Source organism: Micromonospora sp. WMMD735 (assembly GCF_049178995.1).
Taxonomy (GTDB): Bacteria; Actinomycetota; Actinomycetes; order Mycobacteriales; family Micromonosporaceae; genus Micromonospora; species Micromonospora wenchangensis.
This window is the reverse complement of record NZ_JBMHMJ010000002.1, coordinates 4,690,726-4,706,150: the sequence shown is the minus strand read 5'-3', so window position 1 is coordinate 4,706,150 and position 15,425 is coordinate 4,690,726. Positions and strand designations below refer to the sequence as shown.

General features: G+C 68.0%; 19 protein-coding genes and 1 tRNA gene. 15 read left to right on the top strand and 5 right to left on the bottom strand.

The genetic code is table 11. From position 1 onward, the window contains the following. Positions 1 to 30: 30 nt before the first annotated feature. The 4 genes from ACN268_RS20310 to ACN268_RS20295 all read right to left on the bottom strand — a co-directional run bounded on the left by ACN268_RS20310 (position 31) and on the right by ACN268_RS20295 (position 3,496). Positions 31 to 627, bottom strand: a complete 597-nt coding sequence (locus ACN268_RS20310; RefSeq protein ID WP_421484554.1) for a HEPN domain-containing protein — start codon at positions 625 to 627, stop codon at positions 31 to 33. Between the two features lie 8 nt (positions 628 to 635). Next, positions 636 to 1,673, bottom strand: a complete 1,038-nt coding sequence (locus ACN268_RS20305; protein ID WP_421484553.1) for a ParA family protein — start codon at positions 1,671 to 1,673, stop codon at positions 636 to 638. A gap of 100 nt (positions 1,674 to 1,773) precedes the next feature. Then, positions 1,774 to 2,325: a cysteine hydrolase gene (locus ACN268_RS20300; RefSeq protein WP_421484552.1), complete on the bottom strand. Its 552-nt coding sequence runs from the start codon at positions 2,323 to 2,325 to the stop codon at positions 1,774 to 1,776. A 4-nt stretch (positions 2,326 to 2,329) separates the two neighbouring features. Further along, positions 2,330 to 3,496 (bottom strand): hypothetical protein, encoded by a 1,167-nt coding sequence (locus tag ACN268_RS20295; RefSeq protein ID WP_421484551.1) that lies wholly within the window; start codon positions 3,494 to 3,496, stop codon positions 2,330 to 2,332. A gap of 723 nt (positions 3,497 to 4,219) precedes the next feature. Between ACN268_RS20295 and ACN268_RS20290 the strand changes: the two genes are divergently transcribed. The 15 genes from ACN268_RS20290 to ACN268_RS20220 all read left to right on the top strand — a co-directional run bounded on the left by ACN268_RS20290 (position 4,220) and on the right by ACN268_RS20220 (position 15,222). Continuing rightward, entirely contained in the window at positions 4,220 to 4,465 is a 246-nt protein-coding gene (locus ACN268_RS20290) for a DUF6284 family protein (protein ID WP_421484550.1), read from the top strand. Then, positions 4,465 to 4,842, top strand: coding sequence for an RRQRL motif-containing zinc-binding protein (locus ACN268_RS20285; RefSeq protein ID WP_421484549.1), 378 nt, complete (start codon positions 4,465 to 4,467; stop codon positions 4,840 to 4,842). Before ACN268_RS20290 ends, ACN268_RS20285 begins: the two co-directional genes overlap by 1 nt. Beyond that, on the top strand, positions 4,839 to 5,639 hold the full coding sequence (locus ACN268_RS20280) for an ABC transporter permease (RefSeq protein WP_421484548.1): 801 nt from the start codon (positions 4,839 to 4,841) through the stop codon (positions 5,637 to 5,639). Before ACN268_RS20285 ends, ACN268_RS20280 begins: the two co-directional genes overlap by 4 nt. After that, positions 5,639 to 5,800: a hypothetical protein gene (locus ACN268_RS20275; RefSeq protein ID WP_357767513.1), complete on the top strand. Its 162-nt coding sequence runs from the start codon at positions 5,639 to 5,641 to the stop codon at positions 5,798 to 5,800. The genes ACN268_RS20280 and ACN268_RS20275 overlap by 1 nt, the downstream gene beginning before the upstream one ends. Positions 5,801 to 5,890: 90 nt before the next feature. Continuing rightward, positions 5,891 to 6,322 (top strand): DUF3307 domain-containing protein, encoded by a 432-nt coding sequence (locus ACN268_RS20270; RefSeq protein ID WP_421484547.1) that lies wholly within the window; start codon positions 5,891 to 5,893, stop codon positions 6,320 to 6,322. A gap of 94 nt (positions 6,323 to 6,416) precedes the next feature. Next, positions 6,417 to 6,650: a hypothetical protein gene (locus ACN268_RS20265; protein ID WP_421484546.1), complete on the top strand. Its 234-nt coding sequence runs from the start codon at positions 6,417 to 6,419 to the stop codon at positions 6,648 to 6,650. 108 nt (positions 6,651 to 6,758) lie between these two features. Then, positions 6,759 to 8,984 carry a cell division protein FtsK gene (locus tag ACN268_RS20260; RefSeq protein WP_421484545.1) on the top strand — a complete coding sequence of 742 codons (2,226 nt, stop codon included), beginning with the start codon at positions 6,759 to 6,761 and terminating at the stop codon, positions 8,982 to 8,984. Between the two features lie 140 nt (positions 8,985 to 9,124). After that, positions 9,125 to 9,373 (top strand): hypothetical protein, encoded by a 249-nt coding sequence (locus ACN268_RS20255; protein WP_421484544.1) that lies wholly within the window; start codon positions 9,125 to 9,127, stop codon positions 9,371 to 9,373. Next, positions 9,370 to 9,669 (top strand): hypothetical protein, encoded by a 300-nt coding sequence (locus ACN268_RS20250; protein WP_421484543.1) that lies wholly within the window; start codon positions 9,370 to 9,372, stop codon positions 9,667 to 9,669. Before ACN268_RS20255 ends, ACN268_RS20250 begins: the two co-directional genes overlap by 4 nt. 182 nt (positions 9,670 to 9,851) lie before the next feature. After that, a complete protein-coding gene (locus tag ACN268_RS20245) occupies positions 9,852 to 10,784 on the top strand; it encodes a bifunctional DNA primase/polymerase (protein ID WP_421484542.1) in 933 nt (310 codons plus the stop codon). Beyond that, a complete protein-coding gene (locus ACN268_RS20240) occupies positions 10,781 to 11,599 on the top strand; it encodes a DNA cytosine methyltransferase (protein ID WP_421484541.1) in 819 nt (272 codons plus the stop codon). Before ACN268_RS20245 ends, ACN268_RS20240 begins: the two co-directional genes overlap by 4 nt. Before the next feature lie 4 nt (positions 11,600 to 11,603). Continuing rightward, complete coding sequence (locus ACN268_RS20235) at positions 11,604 to 13,202, top strand: YfjI family protein (RefSeq protein ID WP_421484540.1); 1,599 nt, start codon at positions 11,604 to 11,606, stop codon at positions 13,200 to 13,202. Positions 13,203 to 13,553: 351 nt separating this feature from the next. Next, on the top strand, positions 13,554 to 13,718 hold the full coding sequence (locus ACN268_RS20230; protein ID WP_421484539.1) for a hypothetical protein: 165 nt from the start codon (positions 13,554 to 13,556) through the stop codon (positions 13,716 to 13,718). Continuing rightward, on the top strand, positions 13,718 to 13,927 hold the full coding sequence (locus ACN268_RS20225; protein WP_357767489.1) for a helix-turn-helix domain-containing protein: 210 nt from the start codon (positions 13,718 to 13,720) through the stop codon (positions 13,925 to 13,927). The genes ACN268_RS20230 and ACN268_RS20225 overlap by 1 nt, the downstream gene beginning before the upstream one ends. Before the next feature lie 17 nt (positions 13,928 to 13,944). Then, positions 13,945 to 15,222, top strand: coding sequence for a tyrosine-type recombinase/integrase (locus ACN268_RS20220; RefSeq protein ID WP_421484538.1), 1,278 nt, complete (start codon positions 13,945 to 13,947; stop codon positions 15,220 to 15,222). Between the two features lie 77 nt (positions 15,223 to 15,299). Here ACN268_RS20220 and ACN268_RS20215 read toward each other — a convergent pair. Then, positions 15,300 to 15,384: transfer RNA gene (locus tag ACN268_RS20215), tRNA-Ser, on the bottom strand. Positions 15,385 to 15,425: the final 41 nt, after the last annotated feature.

Genomic DNA, 15,425 nt, shown 5'->3' with positions numbered 1-15,425 from the left:
GAGACGAGAACTGGGATGAGGGCTCGGGCGCTAGTACCAGGCGATGCTTCCACTGTAGGTATTTTTGATGTGCTTGCAAATTCCCTGATCGGTGACCTTGACAAGGTGGGTGAATAGGGCAATGGCCATGCTGACGGCAGGCGCGGTTAGGTTCGGTATTCCTTTCGCGTCGCAGTTCCAGGAGTATCTTCGCATAGGGTACCCATGGGCAAAACTATGCCTAACCTGTAAAATCTCATCTAAGCGATCCCGGGTGGCTGGACCGCCCAGTTTGCGGGCTGGCCAGTTCCAGTCGTTGATCGGGTCAAATCCAGTCCAGTTGTATAGCAATTCGCGCGAGTTCTTTGCGTTGGGGGTATTAAACCGCTTTAAGTCAACTTCAGCGCGACTGGCTGTAATTTGGTGAAGTGCAATAAACCTGGGTTGAAGGGGGTCTGAGATCTCGTCAAAAAAACCGCGAACCACTGACTCGATGTACGCCTCCCACGCGGCAACGGATGCCGCAAGGGAGGCGTGGTACTGAACCTGCCTCTGTTTGCGCGAGAACAGGGTGGCCCGACCTTTTAAGCAGAGCAGCTCTGCTGATGAGATGGCGTCAATGAACTTCGTGCGCGCAGGCGAGGGCATGTTTTGGCCTACAGTGCGTCGACGAATTTCTCCAGCGCTGCCCTGTATCGATCCAGGGGTTCCTGATTTACTTGGACATAGTTGACGCCTGCCAATTTCCTTGGACCTGCAACAAGCTTGTGTAGTGGCGTCCCTGTCATTGCTGAGACAATGCAAGCGCTGTGATAATCGGGGACGGTAATGAATGACTTGTCGGGCTTCACGCCCGAATTAGCAAAGATGGAACGGTGCTTGGAATGGATGTTTTCCAACGTCTTTTCGATGGTCTTGGCGACTGCCTGGAAAGCGCGAGACGGCTGCCCGTCGTATAAGGTTACTCGATTGCTTACGAACGTGTGCAACAGGGGAACCTCAACCTGCTCAGCCTTCGCCCGTTTCGAGAAGTTGATTCGGGAATATGCGGATACATGCTCGTCGCCGATGCCGTACGTCAAGGCAACTACGTTTTCGATTGCCCGCCGCGAACTGTCGTCGGCTGTGAAGGGTACGACAATGTTTCGAGTGGCCGCAAGGCCGAGTTGGGTATAGATCGCAAAGCTTGGGTTGCAATCCACCATGAAAACGGAGTCGCGGTTTCCGCTTCGGAGGCTTAGTGCAAAAGTGAGATCCTTTACCCATTCGATAACCTGCTTCCAGGCGTCGACTGGAATTGCGAGTTGTGAAGTCTGCCGGATTGCTTCAGACAGGATCTCTAGCAGGTTATCTCCGCAAACTAAGTACAAATTCTCTGGCACATTTTTGTTGTACTTGATTGGGTGGGTGATGTACGGACTGACGTCGTCTAGTTGGCGGAAAGGTGAACTCAGTCGCGACTCCAGGTAGCCGGCAATGGTTCTGCGCGGCTTGCTGGTAATCAGCTTCTTTAGCGTTTGAGGACTGGATTCGTATCCTCCGAGGAGGGTTTCACTCACGTTCCCTTGTGGGCACAAGTCGATGACGTAGACGTCAGTATCAGGGTAGCGGCGAGCGTATTCGCACGATGCAATAAAGCAGAGGTAGCTCTTGCCAACCCCGCCCTTATTGTTCCAGAAAGCATACGAGTTCAACTTTACCCATCCTGGGTTGATGTGTTGGTTATTCTAGCATTCGTTGCGGCTTGAGTTGGTGGAGCGGCTCGGAACCGAGGGTGTTGGGGTCAACTCCACCTTAAGTTGAGCTGCCAATGAGTATGTGCGGGATTTCTGCTCGCGTTATTATCTGCTTGGGTCCGATGAAACGCCGCGCGACCAGTAGTCCGGCTTCATGAGCCTCAGTGCCCGCGTGGCTCGCCGACGCGTCCGCGATTAGCCATGGAGTGAAGTCGTGTTCGAATGCGTCTACGGCACCCTTCAAAACGCAGCTTTCGGTAGCGATACCGCAGAAGTAAAACTCTTTCCATCCATGCTTCTTGAATAGCGCCACCCCCTCCGGGGTGAACGGGCTGTAGATCCTTTTGTCAAGTGTTTCGCCCTGATCTACGTAGGGGCGCAACTCGGGCACCAAATCAATGTCGGGTGAAGATTGGAGCCGTTGCCAGCCAAAGAAGCGCTCGAAGGGACTGCCGGGATAGTTGAGGTACCGAGTGAAGAGTGTGTCGCTGCCGGCTGCCTGCCAGCGGTGTACCAGATCGACAACAACAGGAACGATGTGCGCCGACTGCTCTCGCACGAAGCCGTTTTGCATGTCGGTTACGACCAGTACGGGGCGACCCTCTGTCATTGGTTTAACCTCTATCCGTATCGCGGAGGGTTTCGATGGCTTGGTCTAGGGCCGGCATCAGGTCACACGTTCGCAGGATTGCTCTGCGCATTGCCTGATGCTGTCCCGCCTCTCGAAGGCGGGAGACAGTAAGCCGGGAGCGCACTCCCCGAAGGTAGCGCCATCCATGTTCCGGCGGCACCTGCGGATCTCGCCCTTGTTCGACTTGTCGGGCGATCGCGTCGCTGTATGCCCACATGGACTGCACTGCAAGTTCGCAGGCGATCAACTCGGCCTCTGTCAAGGATCGCTCGGCTGAGATCGGGTGGTACACGACTCCGGACCAGGACGCGTAGCCCGCTGAGATTCCGCGTACGCCGAATGATTCGATGCCTCCATGGTCATACGCTTCGGACAACAGCGATTGTTCGACCAGTTCGGCATGTGCCAGGTGTTCGTCATCCATGGCACGGTTCCGATGCAGCAGCACCTTTGGCGTCGACATGATTTTTAGCGCGGTATCCAACAACTCAGCCGACCACGCTGGCTCAACAACCCAATGTGCGCCTAAGACGTACACCGCAGATTCGTCCTCGACTGGCGCGACGGCTGCAAGGTAGTCGACGGCCCATTTGATGTTGTCGCCATACGACACCATTCGCCATGCGGCGAGTGCCGCGATCGTAGACAACTGGACATGCTCGACTAGGTGAAAGATTGCCGACCCGCACGGCCAGACGTACAGGGTGCAGTCGCCTTCCGGGTGTTCGACGGGAGCCGAGTAGCAGGTGTGCCACTGTCCCACGGCCAGGGCGCAGCCGGCGCTCTCCTTCAACCGGGCCGCCCCGTCAGCGCCGACGAACGCCGTCACGAACTTGTGGGATCGCGCCGAGAAGTGCGGCCGATCCTCAGCGCCACTGGTCAGTTCGCCGAACAGGTCGTGAGGCTTTGCGTCGTACGCCAGGCAGTAGAGCTGGCGGTAGACGGGGTCGGTGACCGCCACGCGTCCGGTCTCGTGGCGGTATATCGCTTTTTCGATGGCCTCGACGGTGGGCGTCTCCCGGATGCCGCTCTGCTGGCCGACGCGGTGCAGCTCGCGCGCGGCGCGCTTGCGCGACTCCCAGCCGGCCGCCTTGCGGCGATTGACCAGCACGAGATTGGGCTTGAACTGCCGTGGGACCTCAGTGGACATGGGCCGTGTCCTTCGTGTCCGTGCGTAGGACCTGCCCGGATCGCCACTCAGCGGGCAGTCTCATTGGCAGGCGAGCAAGGTGCCGCCGCAGACGGGAGCCGAAGACAGGAGGCACCAGATGATCCGATCTAGCCGGTGCCTCTGCGTGGCCTCTCGGCCTGCCACTTTCGGATGGTCTCGGGCTGCCATGCCGGAGACCGGCCGAAGATCCGGTCAGGCGCGGGAGCCTGACCGCGTGAGACGTAAGAAGCCCAGGTTGCGCGACTGATTGGGGCACCTACCGAAGCGAGGTAGGTGCGTACATGGTCCGTCGTCCACCAGTCGGCGGGTAGGTCAGCGTCAGTCATCAGTACAAGCCTACGCGGTACGGGTGCTTGCGCGAATACAACGTGGCGTTGTAGCGTCACGAATACAACGCCACGTTGTACCGGCCGGATGGCTCGGGGAACGACGGCACACCGTTGCCGCACGCCCATGAGTCGCCGGATCAGGTCGTTCATTGACAACTCCACAGCAGAAGTGCCGCGTTTTGATCCGTCTGCGGTATGCCCGCCTTGATCCACATGGTGGCCGACCTCGGTAGATCCCGAGCGAGCGGGCCGAGTGGGCTGATCTTGGCGCGCGGCTGCTTCTGCCTCGAACTCCGTTCGCACTAAATGTGCGGACGAGTGCACCTCGCCCCCCGTTTCATGTGTTCCTTCACCTACTCCCCGGAGGGTTCCCGTGTGGAAGCACCTTGCCCCTGTCACCGCCGAGCCGACCGCTGCCGACCTGGCCGCGATCGAGGCGGAATGGCCGCTGATCGCGGCTGAGTTGGACGTTCTCGACGCCGAGATCGCGATGCTCTACGCCGTCGACCACGGCGGGCCGACCGCCCTGGACTGGCGTCGGTTGCGTCGGGCCGAGGCTCGTGTCACCCGCGCCGCCGCCGACCTGACCACCCGTACCGACCCGCACCGCGCGGCCTGATGTCCCGCATCCGGGCCACCTTCCACGACCCGGACGGAAACCGGTACGGCATCCCCACCTACTGGTGGCGGGGTGCCCCGGCCGGCTACGCCACCCGCCGTCAACTGCGTGCCGCCGGGCTGTGCCCCGGTGGTCAGGACATCGCCGCTCAGATCCTCTGGCGCGGTGTCGGCGGCACCCGGACCGCCTACCTGTACCGGGTCGACCTGGCCCGGCCGAAGCGCACCGCCACCCCCGCCCAGCTCCGCGCCGTCCGCGCCGCGCTGACCGCCCGCCGTACCTGCCGCGTCTGCGGCCAGGTGCGCCCCTACTACATCCCGCGCTCGCTGGGCGAATGCCTCGCGTGCGCCTACCCGGACCTGGAGGAAGCCGCATGACCGCCCCCACGATCAACGGCACCAAGTACCCGCAGCCCGTCGAGTCCCTGTTGCCCGCCGCCCGTGCCCTGGACCTGCCCGACGGTGCGGTGTTCCCGTCGCGGAACCGGCTCATGCGGGAGTTCCACATTGGTTCCCCGAAGGCCGCCGAACTGCTCGCCCTGCTCAAGGCCGAGCCCACCGCGCCCCCGGTCGACACCCCCGATCCGACCACCCCGGACCCGGACCCGGCACCCGTCGTGTCCGAGCCCGCACCGCCGGCCCTGCCGGAGCCGACGCCCGCGCCGGAGATCACCCCCGCCGACCTGGTTGCCGAGGTCACGCCGCCCGGTCGCCCGGACACGCCCACCCCGCCCGCCGAGCCCACGCCGGTCCGGTCGGCGGTGGTGTGGCCGGTGGTGCTGCTCGCCCTGCCCGCGTTCGTCGCCATCTGGTCCGGCTGGGTCGGACTCGGCGGACTCACCGGATTCGGGGTGGTGCACCCACTGCCCGGCATCGCCGACAGCTTTTCCATCAATTCCGCGATCACGCTGCCGATCGGGGTGGAAACCTACGGCGCTTACGCCCTCTACGTGTGGCTGTCCGGGCGGGTGCCCGCCCCCGCGCTGCGGTTCGCCAAGTGGTCGGCGCTCGGGTCGCTGGTGGTCGGCGCGCTCGGCCAGGTCGCCTACCACCTCCTAGAGGCGGCCGGAGTGACGTCGGCCCCGTGGTGGATCACCACCGCCGTTGCCTGCCTCCCCGTCGCCGTCCTCGGTATGGGTGCCGCCCTGGCCCACCTCGTGCGGGAGGGGCGCTGATGTTCGGCAACAAGCTGACCGTCCCAACCACGATCACCGACAAGCAGGTCGATGACCTGAACCGCCGGGCGCAGAAAGCCAACCCGCGCATGTTCACCCCCGAGGCCATCGCAGCGCGTGAGGCGACGACCGCGCAGCAGCGCAAGGCCGACCAGTCCTAACCCTGCCCGGCGGCGCGGCCCATCGGCCTAGGAACCGCGCCGCGCCGCCGGCCCTCACCCCTCAGCCAACGACCTCAGGAGAGAACCCCCATGTTCGCAGACCCCACCGGTACCCGCGCGGCCGTGTTCGCGGCCGTGTTCGTCGCCCTCTACGTCGCCCATCAGGTCGCCGACCACTGGGTGCAGACCCAACGGCAGGCCGACTGCAAGGGCCAGCCCGGTTGGCCGGGCCGTATCGCGTGCGCCGCGCACGTCACCACCTATACCCTCACCGCCTGCCTGGCCCTGGTGTTCCTCATCGCCGGTACCGGGCTGCGGCTGGACCCGTGGGGCGTCGCGGTCGGGCTGACCATCTCGGCCGTGTCGCACTACGTCGCCGACCGGCGGGTGCCGCTGCGCCGATGCGCCGACGCGCTCGGGAAGAACCCGGCATGGCTGGAACACGGTGGCGGCCTTTACGCCCTGGATCAGTCCTGGCACATCGGGTTCCTGTTCATCGCCGCCCTGTTCTGCGCGGTCTGACCACCCCCGTCCCCACCGACCCCGGCCCGCTGGTGGCCGGTGGGGAGCGGAGGTTGCCGGACCCGCTGGCGACCCGACCAGGGAGGCACCACCTGTGGCGATCTCGTCTTGCACCCAGTGCGGCAAGGGCTTCAAGAGTGTGTCGGTCGACAACAGCGGCACCCTCGCCATCTGCACCCAGGGCCACTACAACTTCGACCCCGCGACCAGCGACACCGGCGGCACGGTCACGACTGGCCGCATCAAGGTCACCGGCCAGTCCGCGATCGGCAACGGCGCTACCGCCATCGGCAGCACCGACGGCAAGAACCTCAAGAAGCGCCGCTGACCCACTGACCACCGTTCCCGATGACCCGGCGGCGCGGCCCATGGCCTGGAAACCGTGCCGCGCCGCCGGCCCCTCACCGATCTCCCGACCGTTGGAGGAACCCCCATCATGACGTCCCCCCAAGACGACCCCCGTTTCGACTGGCAGGCCGCCGAAGCCGACCTGACCGACCCCACCACCGGCCAGGCCGCCGAGGTCGTCGACCTGGACGCCGCCCGGTCCCGCCGGCAGGCGTCCACCACCGACCCCGACGACGGAACCGACCTGGCCGACAACCCCGACGACGACATCGACGCCGAGAGCGTCGACGACGGCCCCGGCCGGGACGGCGGCCCGGTCGACATGGCCGACCCGATCCCCGCCGACGTGTTGGCCCGGCAGCGGGAGCGGCGGCCGATCCTGGCCGAGTGGGCGCGTTCCGGCCGTGCCCTGCGGGCTGCGGTGAAGCATCAGAGCAAGGACGCCGGGTACGTGGCCGCGTACCACGGTGTCAGGTTGCCGAAGTACGCGGTGAAGGCCCTGGCGTGGGCACCGATCGGTGCGGTGCGGGGGATCGGGCAGGCGTTGCGGTGGGCCAGCGCGGAGGAAGGGAACTGGCACCTGCGGCAGGCCGCCGCGACCCGGGGAGACGCCGACACCTGGTTGAAGCTCGACGCCCGCCGGCAGCGACAGAGCGTGTGGCGGTGGTGGGTGCTCGCCGCCGGGACGGCCGGCACCGGTGCCGGGTTGATCGTGTTGTCGGTGGGGCCGGAGTGGTGGCGGTGGGCGGCGGCGGCCGTGGTGGTGCCGTGGTTGGCGACCCGGGGTCGTCCGGCGGACCGGCCGTTGACCGACCGGGTGTCGGAAGGCACCCGCTACCGCAAGCTGACCGCCGACCTGGTCCGCCGGGCACTGACCTCCCTGCAACTGGCCGCGATCAACAGCGCGGTTGCCAAGGACCCGAAGGCGATCAGCTTCCCGGTGGACATCCACCGGGACGGCCCCGGCCACCTGGCCGTGGTCGACCTTCCCTACGGGGTGGAGGCTGCCGAGGTGGTCGCCCGCCGGGGCAAGCTCGCCTCGGCGATGCGCCTGCCCCTGGATCAGGTGTGGCCCGAGCCCGCGCCGGGACACACGGGACGGCTGGCCCTGTGGGTCGGGTACGAACCGGCGTCGCAGATGAAGCAACCCCCGTGGCCCCTGCTGGCCGGGACGGCGCGGGTGGACGTGTTCAGGCCGTTCGCGTTCGCCACCACGCCCCGCCTGGACACGGTGGCGGTGGATCTGATGTTCCGCAACTTCCTGTTCGGCGGCCAGCCCGGATCAGGGAAGACGTTCGCGTTGCGGGATCTGATCCTCGCCGCCGCCCTGGACCCCCGCGCCGAGATCCGGGGATACGAGTTGAAGGGGGTCGGGGACTTCGCCGTCCTGGAACCGGTCATGGCCGAGTACGGCAACGGCTTCGATGACGACACCCTCGCCCGCTGCTTCGCCTTCATCGAGTGGCTGTACGAGGAATGCCGCCGCCGCTCCAAGCGCATCGAGCACTACGCCCGCCTCGGCAAGGCACCAGAGAACAAGGTGACGCCCGAGTTGGCCAGCCTGAAGGGGTCGGGGCTGCATCCCCTGGTGGCGTGGTTCGATGAGCTGCAAGAGCTGATGACCAGCAAGTACGGCAAGGACGCCGGGGAACTCCTGGAGAAGGTCATCAAGCTCGGCCGGGCGTTGGGCGTGATCATCATGATCGGTACCCAGATTCCCGACAAGGACAGCCTCCCGACCGGGATCACCCGCAACGTCAACTCCCGGTTCTGCCTGTCCGTGGCCGACCAGACCGCCAACGACATGATCCTCGGGACGTCGGCGTACAAGAACGGCCACCGGGCCACGGTGTTCCAGCCGGTCATTGAGGCCGGGTGGGGCATCCTGCGCGGGTTCGGGCCGAAGGCGGCGGCGGTGCGGTCGTTCTACGTCGACACCACCGCCGCCGCCCGCATCGTCGCCCGCGCCGTCGCCCTGCGGCAGGCGGCCGGGACGCTGCCCGCGCCTGATGAGCAGACCCGTGCCGTGGCCCCGGTCGCCGACGTGCTCGGCGACCTGGCGCGGGTGTGGCCGGGCGACGAGAAGGCCGTATGGAACGAGACGCTGTGCGGTCTGCTGGCCGAGTTGCGGCCCGAGGTCTACGGCGGGTGGGAGGCCGCGCAGCTCTCCACCGCCCTCAAGCCCCACCCCCTGATCAAGGTCGGCGATGTGGGGCGGCGCATCGACGGCAAGCCGACCACCCGGCGCGGCATCAAGCACACCGATCTCCTCAAGGCCATTGCGGAGCGTGACCGGAAGCGGTCCGCCGGCTGACCCATCACGGGGTGCTAGCGCTAGCGGCCCGACCTGCTAGCGCTAGCACCACCGCTAGCACCCCACCCGAATCATGAGCTGCCCTCTAGCGGATAGCAGCTCACGGCCCTTCACACCCGAAAACCGGCCCGGGAGACACTGTGAACCCCCTACTCACCCTCGCTAGCGCCGTCATCCTTCCCGCCCTGCTGATCACGCTCGGTTACGCCGGACTGTGCTGGATCAGCCCCTTCAAGACCTGCCGACGGTGCGGCGGCACCGGCCACACCACCACCCGATTCCTCCACCGCCCGCGCGCCTGCCGACGCTGCGACCGGGGCATGAGGCTGCGCACCGGACGACGCGTCTTCAACGTCTTCCACCGAATCCGCTCCGAGGCGACCCGATGAACCACCGGGCCAGCCGCGCCGGTCACACCGCATGGTGCGGCCGGGACCACCGCTGCAACCTCGGGGAGCACCGCTCCGAAGAGATCGTGGTCGACGTCGCCGGCCGCGCCCGTGCCGTGCTGGTGCGGGTCCGGACCGCCGCCGGCCGGGAGCACGCCGAGGTGCGCGTCAGGGTCGCCCTCGCCCCAGGGGAGGTGGCCGCCCGGCGTCAGTTGGTCGGGCTGCTCGGCGACCTGCGGCACACCGTGACCCGCGCCGCCATCGCCGCCCGGCCCCGACCGGGCCGGGCGCGGTGACCGGGGGGCGGTGCGGCCATTGGATCGGCACCGCCGGCCGCTACTGCCACCACCCCGACCGCGTCCGCCCCTACCTGCAAGGGCCGCGCTGCCCCGCCCACACGCCCTCCGCGCTGGCCGGGCGGCGCGAGCCCTCATCGACGCCACTGCACGAACCGACCCCGCCGAAGGGGGATCACCTCATGCCTACCGCCGACCTGCTCGCCGCCGCCCTCGCCCACGCGGCCCGGGGCTGGCACGTCTTCCCGCTACGCCCCGACGACAAGCGACCCGCCTTCCCCGACCACCCCGCCGACGGCTGCACCGGCCGCGACCCGCGCTGCCGCAACGCCGGACACCACCTCGGATGGGAACCCCGCGCCACCACCGACCCCGACCGCATCCGCCGCGCCTGGACCACCCGCCCCTACGGCATCGGCCTGGCGTGCGGACCATCCGGGCTGGTCGTGGTCGACCTCGACGTGGCCAAGCCGGGACAGACCCCGCCGCCCGGGTGGGACCGCTACGGGGCCACCACCGGGGCCGAGATCCTAGCCCACCTCACCACCGGCCACGGGCAGCGCCTCACCCCGACCTACACCGTGACCACCGGCCGGGGCGGCACCCACCTCTATTACCGCCACCCCACCAACGGGCCGACCCTGCGCAACACCGCCGGCACGGTCGGATGGCTGATCGACACCCGCGCGCACGGCGGATACGTCGTCGCCCCCGGCTCCACCGTCGCCGGCCGGCCCTACACCGTCGACCTCGACACCGACCCGGCCCCACTGCCCGACTGGATCGCCGCACTTCTGGAACCCGCTCCGCTGCCGCCGCAGCGGCCGGTGGTGGTCGACCTGCCCGGCGGCCGGGAACGCGCCTACGTCCGTACCGCCCTGGAACGGGAATGCGCGCGGGTCACCGACGCTCCCGACCACCACAACGACGCCCTGTACCGGGCCGCCGTCGCAGTCGGGCAACTCGTCGCCGGTGGCGCACTGTCCGCCGATGAGGCGACAACCGCACTGGAACACGCGGGGATATCCGCCGGGCTACGGCACCGGGCGACACTCGCCACCATCGCGTCAGGGTTCAAAGCCGGCGCACGCCGACCCCGGCAGGTAGCCGCATGAACGGCGACCCCCTCAACGTGTTGGAGCTGTTCGCCGGCATCGGTGGCCTGTCCCTCGGCCTGCAACGTGCCGGTATGCGGATCGTGGGGCACGTCGAGATCAACCCGTTCTGTCGTGCCGTTCTGCACAAGCACTGGCCGGAGGTTCCCTGCCATGACGACGTTCGCACTGCCGCCGCCTGGTGGCGTTCCACCGACCGGCCCCGGGTCGATGTCGTCGCCGGCGGCTACCCGTGCCAACCCGAGTCGACCGCCGGCAAGCGCCGGGGCACCGATGACGACCGGTGGCTGTGGCCGGACATGGCCCGGGTCATCCACGCGATCCGACCGAGGTACGTCGTCGGGGAGAACGTCATGGGACACCGCACCCGGGGACTTCGTTTCGTCCTCCGAGACCTCGAACGGCTCGGATACGCCGCCAGTGCCGGCGTTGTCTCAGCTAGCGAGGTGGGGGCACCTTACCGGCGTCAACGCATCTTCGTCCTCGCCGCACTGGCCGACCCCCAAAGCCGCGGACTCGACATCGGGGGCGAGCTACGGCCGGACGGCAGCCGGCGGCGGCGGCCCGAACCTGCTCGCCGCCGTCCGGCTCTGGCCGACACCCACCGCCAGGGACGCGGGCCGGGGAGCGGGGTGGGACCGGCCGGGACGGCCACTGAGCGAGCGCGCTGGTGGGCCACTGAACCCGACGTGGGTCGAGTGGCTCATGGGGTTCCCCACCGGGTGGACCGACTGCGCGCACTCGGCAACGCCGTCGTCCCCCACGTCGCCGAACACATCGGCCGCATCATCGTCGACCATCACGAAAGCAGGTGAACCCGTGACGCCAGCCCGCCTACACCTGGTTTCCGGCGACCCGCAGGCCACCGACGCGCCACCCGGCGGCGGGCCGCTGTGGGATGTTCCAGTGCCCTTGACCGGGCCGACGGCCGCGCCGCCGCCGTTCCCGGTCGACGTGTTCCCCCGGTGGCTCGGCGACATGGTGACCGGCGTCGCCCGCTTTACCCAGACCGATCCGGCCATGGCCGGAACCCTCGCCGTCGCCGTGCTGTCGGCGTGCGCGGGTGGCCGGTTGGAGGTGGAGCCGGTGGGCGGGTGGCGCGAGCCGGTCAACGTGTTCGCCGCCGTCATCGCCGGCCCCGGCGAACGCAAGAGCCCCGTACATCGGGCGATGACGGCACCGCTGTTCGCGGCACAGTCCACGCTCGCCGACGCGATGCGGCCCCGCATCGCCGAGGCCGCCGCGCTGCGGGACATCGCCGACCGGCAGGCTGAGCAAGCCAAGACGGCCGCCGCGAAGGCCACCGACCCCGGCAAGCAGGACGCCGCGTCCGCCGATGCGGTGGCCGCCGCGATCGCCGCCGAAGCCATCACCGTTCCGACGCTGCCGAAGCTGATCGTGGACGACGCCACGCCCGAAATCCTCATCAACCTGATGGCAGCCAACGGCGGACGCATGGCGATCATCAGCGATGAGGGCGGGATCTTCGACACCCTCGCCGGCCGGTACTCCGGGGCGCCCAACCTCGACCCCTACCTGAAAGGCCATGCGGGGCAGCCGATGAGCAATGAGCGGATCACCCGCGAGGGTGCCGCCGTCGACAAGCCCGCGCTGACCGTGTGCGTGATGGCGCAACCGACCGTGCTGCGCAAGTTCGGCGGAAACGCCGACCTCGCCGGCCGTGGCCTACCCGCCCGGTTCCTGTTCGCCCTGCCCCGATCCCTGGCCGGATACCGGGCGGTGGACACGCCCCCGGTGCCCGACCAGGTCGTCACCGGCTACGCCCACCGCGTGCACGACCTGGCCGCCACCCTCGCCGAATGGACCGACCCCGCCGTCGTCGTCCTCACCGAGGAAGCCGGCACGGTCCGGCGGGCCGCCGCCGAGCAGGTCGAGGTCGAGCTACGGCCCGGCGGAAGCCTCTACGACATGCGGGAATGGGGCAACAAGCTCTCCGGCGCGACGCTGCGCCTGGCCGGGCTGCTGCACGTCGCCCACCACCCCGCCGACGCCTGGCGACGCCCCATCGACGCCGACCGCATGGCAGACGCCGTACGCCTCGCCGAATTCTTCGCCGCCCACTACCGCGCCGCGCTCACCACCATCGGCACCGACACCGCGATCGAGAACGCCCGCTACGTGCTGGGTGTGCTCACCACCAAGGGCATGGCCACGTTCACCCGCCGGGAGCTGCACCGCAAGGTGTCCCGCCGGCTACCGAAGTCCGACGAGGTGTCGGCGGTGCTCGGCGAGTTGGCCGCCCTCGGATGGGTCCGCTCCGGCACGGACGGCCGCTACGAGCTGCACCCCCGCGCCGTCGCGGAGGACCCCGGAAGCGTTGACACGCTGACACCCACCCCAACCGGCGACGTTTCCGCAGCTCACAGCATGTCCGAAGCTGTCAACGCCCCCCGTTGACAGCCGTTGACAGGCGTTGACACCCCGACCCGCTGTCAACGGGTGTCAACGCCTGTCAACGCCCCCCGTTGACACCCACCCACCGGCCCTCACCTGCGGAAACGCTCGCATGATCGCCGATTGTCAGCGTGTCAACGCTTCCCGACCCCCTCCCGGCAGAACACCCACCCCCAAAACGGCAGCAGAAACGGCCCGCTGAGAGCCACAGAGACAGCCCGACCTATAGCCGTACACCGATGCGGCCGTGATCTCGCGTCTCCGGCGCTCTCAGCGGGTCGCCCTACGCCGTTCTGCCGCACCGCCCAACCCGCCCTCCACCACCCGACCCGCACCGACCGAAAGGCGCTCACCGTGCGAATCAGGCTGCACGGCACACCCGCTGAAACAACCGCAGCACTCGACGCCATCGCCCGAGTGCTGCACATCCGCTACGTCTCCCGGCCCTACCCCGACCGCCGATCCCCGATGTTCCAGCGCATCTACCTCGACGCCACCCCGAAGGAGAACACCCGCTGATGACCTCCCCCGACAACCGCGTGGTTTTGACCATCGAGCAAGCGGCCGAACGGCTCGGCATCGGCCGCACCACCATGTACGCCCTGATCAAGGCGGGCCAGATCCGCACCGTCACCATCGGCCGCCTACGCCGAGTTCCCACCTTCTGCCTCGACGAGTATGTGCGGAACCTGCTCGCCGAACCGACCCACCTCGACAACGCCGCCTGACGAAAGGAGACCGACGAGTGGGACGAAAGCCGAACGGCGCATCCAGCATCTACAAGGGCGGTGACGGCTTCTGGCACGGCCGCGTCACGGTCGGTGTGCAGGACAACGGCAAGCCGGACCGCCGCCACGTTCAGGCCAAGACCGAAGCCGAGGTGATCCGCAAGGTTCGTGCCCTGGAACGGGAGCGCGACAACGGCACGGTTCGGAAGCCGGGTAGCCGCTGGACGGTAGAAAAGTGGCTGACGCATTGGGTCGAGAACATCGCCGGCCCGGTGGTCCGTACGAACACGCTCGACGGCTACCGGGTCGCCGTTCGGCGGCACCTGATTCCCGGCGTCGGTGCCCACCGCCTTGACCGCCTGGAGCCGGAGCACCTGGAGCGGCTATACGTGCGGATGATGGCCAACGGCAGCGCGGCCGGCACCGCCCACCAGGCGCACCGGACCATCCGCACGGCACTCGGCGAGGCGGTGCGCCGGGGACACCTCGCCCGGAATCCCGCCGCGCTGGCCAAGCCGCCCCGCCTGCCGGATTCCGAGGTGCAGCCGTACTCCGTTCCGGAGGTGCAGGCGATCCTGCGTGCGGCAGCGTCCCGGCGGAACAGCGCCCGATGGGCGGTGGCTCTGGCGCTCGGTCTGCGCCAGGGGGAAGCGCTCGGCCTGAAATGGCCGGACGTGGATCTGGACAACGGATCGTTGACCGTCCGTCGGGCACTGCTTCGACCGAAGTGGCGGCACGGTTGTGGGGGAGAGTGCGAACAGAAGTTGCCCGGCCAGTGCCCCGACCGGGTGAATGAACGGCCGGTGGCAGCGGACACGAAATCCCGTGCTGGTCGTCGCTCGATCGGCCTGCCGGACGCCCTGGTCGACCTGCTACGGCAGCACCGGAAAGAGCAGGACGCCGAGCGCGAAACCGCCGCCCAGCTCTGGCGCGATGAGGGATGGGTGTTCGCCTCGCCAACCGGCCAGGCGATCCACCAGGCGACGGACTACGACGAGTGGAAACGGCTGCTCAAGCTCGCCGGAGTGCGGGACGGCCGGCTACACGACGCCCGGCACACCGCCGCCACCGCGCTCTTGGTGCTCGGCGTCTCCGGCCGCGCCGTGATGGGCATCATGGGCTGGTCGAACTCGGCCATGGCCGTCCGCTACCAGCACATGACCGACCAGGTACGCCGGGACATCGCGCAGCAGCTCGGCGGACTGCTCTGGGGCGACCCGCCGGCCGGGCCGGGGGAGAGGGTCACCAAGCCGCCGCCCGACCAGCCGGAACAGGGCAACCGAGACGACAACTGAGACGAGAGCGACGGTAGAGACGATTCAGGGCCGGTCCCCCTGGGGGCCGGCCCTGTCGTTTTTCCTGCTCAGGCGAGCGGAGGATACGAGATTCGAACTCGTGAGGGTTTTATCCCAACACGCTTTCCAAGCGTGCGCCCTAGGCCTCTAGGCGAATCCTCCGCGAGCCAGGATACAGGTCCCCGGCGGCCGGGCCACCCCAC

Coding starts and splice junctions, on each gene's coding strand:
- ACN268_RS20260 (WP_421484545.1), top strand. CDS start 6,759: ATGACGTCCCCCCAAGACGACCCCCGTTTCGACTGGCAGGCCGCCGAA.
- ACN268_RS20300 (WP_421484552.1), bottom strand. CDS start 2,325: ATGACAGAGGGTCGCCCCGTACTGGTCGTAACCGACATGCAAAACGGC.
- ACN268_RS20270 (WP_421484547.1), top strand. CDS start 5,891: ATGTTCGCAGACCCCACCGGTACCCGCGCGGCCGTGTTCGCGGCCGTG.
- ACN268_RS20245 (WP_421484542.1), top strand. CDS start 9,852: ATGCCTACCGCCGACCTGCTCGCCGCCGCCCTCGCCCACGCGGCCCGG.
- ACN268_RS20250 (WP_421484543.1), top strand. CDS start 9,370: ATGAACCACCGGGCCAGCCGCGCCGGTCACACCGCATGGTGCGGCCGG.
- ACN268_RS20285 (WP_421484549.1), top strand. CDS start 4,465: ATGTCCCGCATCCGGGCCACCTTCCACGACCCGGACGGAAACCGGTAC.
- ACN268_RS20310 (WP_421484554.1), bottom strand. CDS start 627: ATGCCCTCGCCTGCGCGCACGAAGTTCATTGACGCCATCTCATCAGCA.
- ACN268_RS20225 (WP_357767489.1), top strand. CDS start 13,718: ATGACCTCCCCCGACAACCGCGTGGTTTTGACCATCGAGCAAGCGGCC.
- ACN268_RS20295 (WP_421484551.1), bottom strand. CDS start 3,496: ATGTCCACTGAGGTCCCACGGCAGTTCAAGCCCAATCTCGTGCTGGTC.
- ACN268_RS20240 (WP_421484541.1), top strand. CDS start 10,781: ATGAACGGCGACCCCCTCAACGTGTTGGAGCTGTTCGCCGGCATCGGT.
- ACN268_RS20275 (WP_357767513.1), top strand. CDS start 5,639: ATGTTCGGCAACAAGCTGACCGTCCCAACCACGATCACCGACAAGCAG.
- ACN268_RS20280 (WP_421484548.1), top strand. CDS start 4,839: ATGACCGCCCCCACGATCAACGGCACCAAGTACCCGCAGCCCGTCGAG.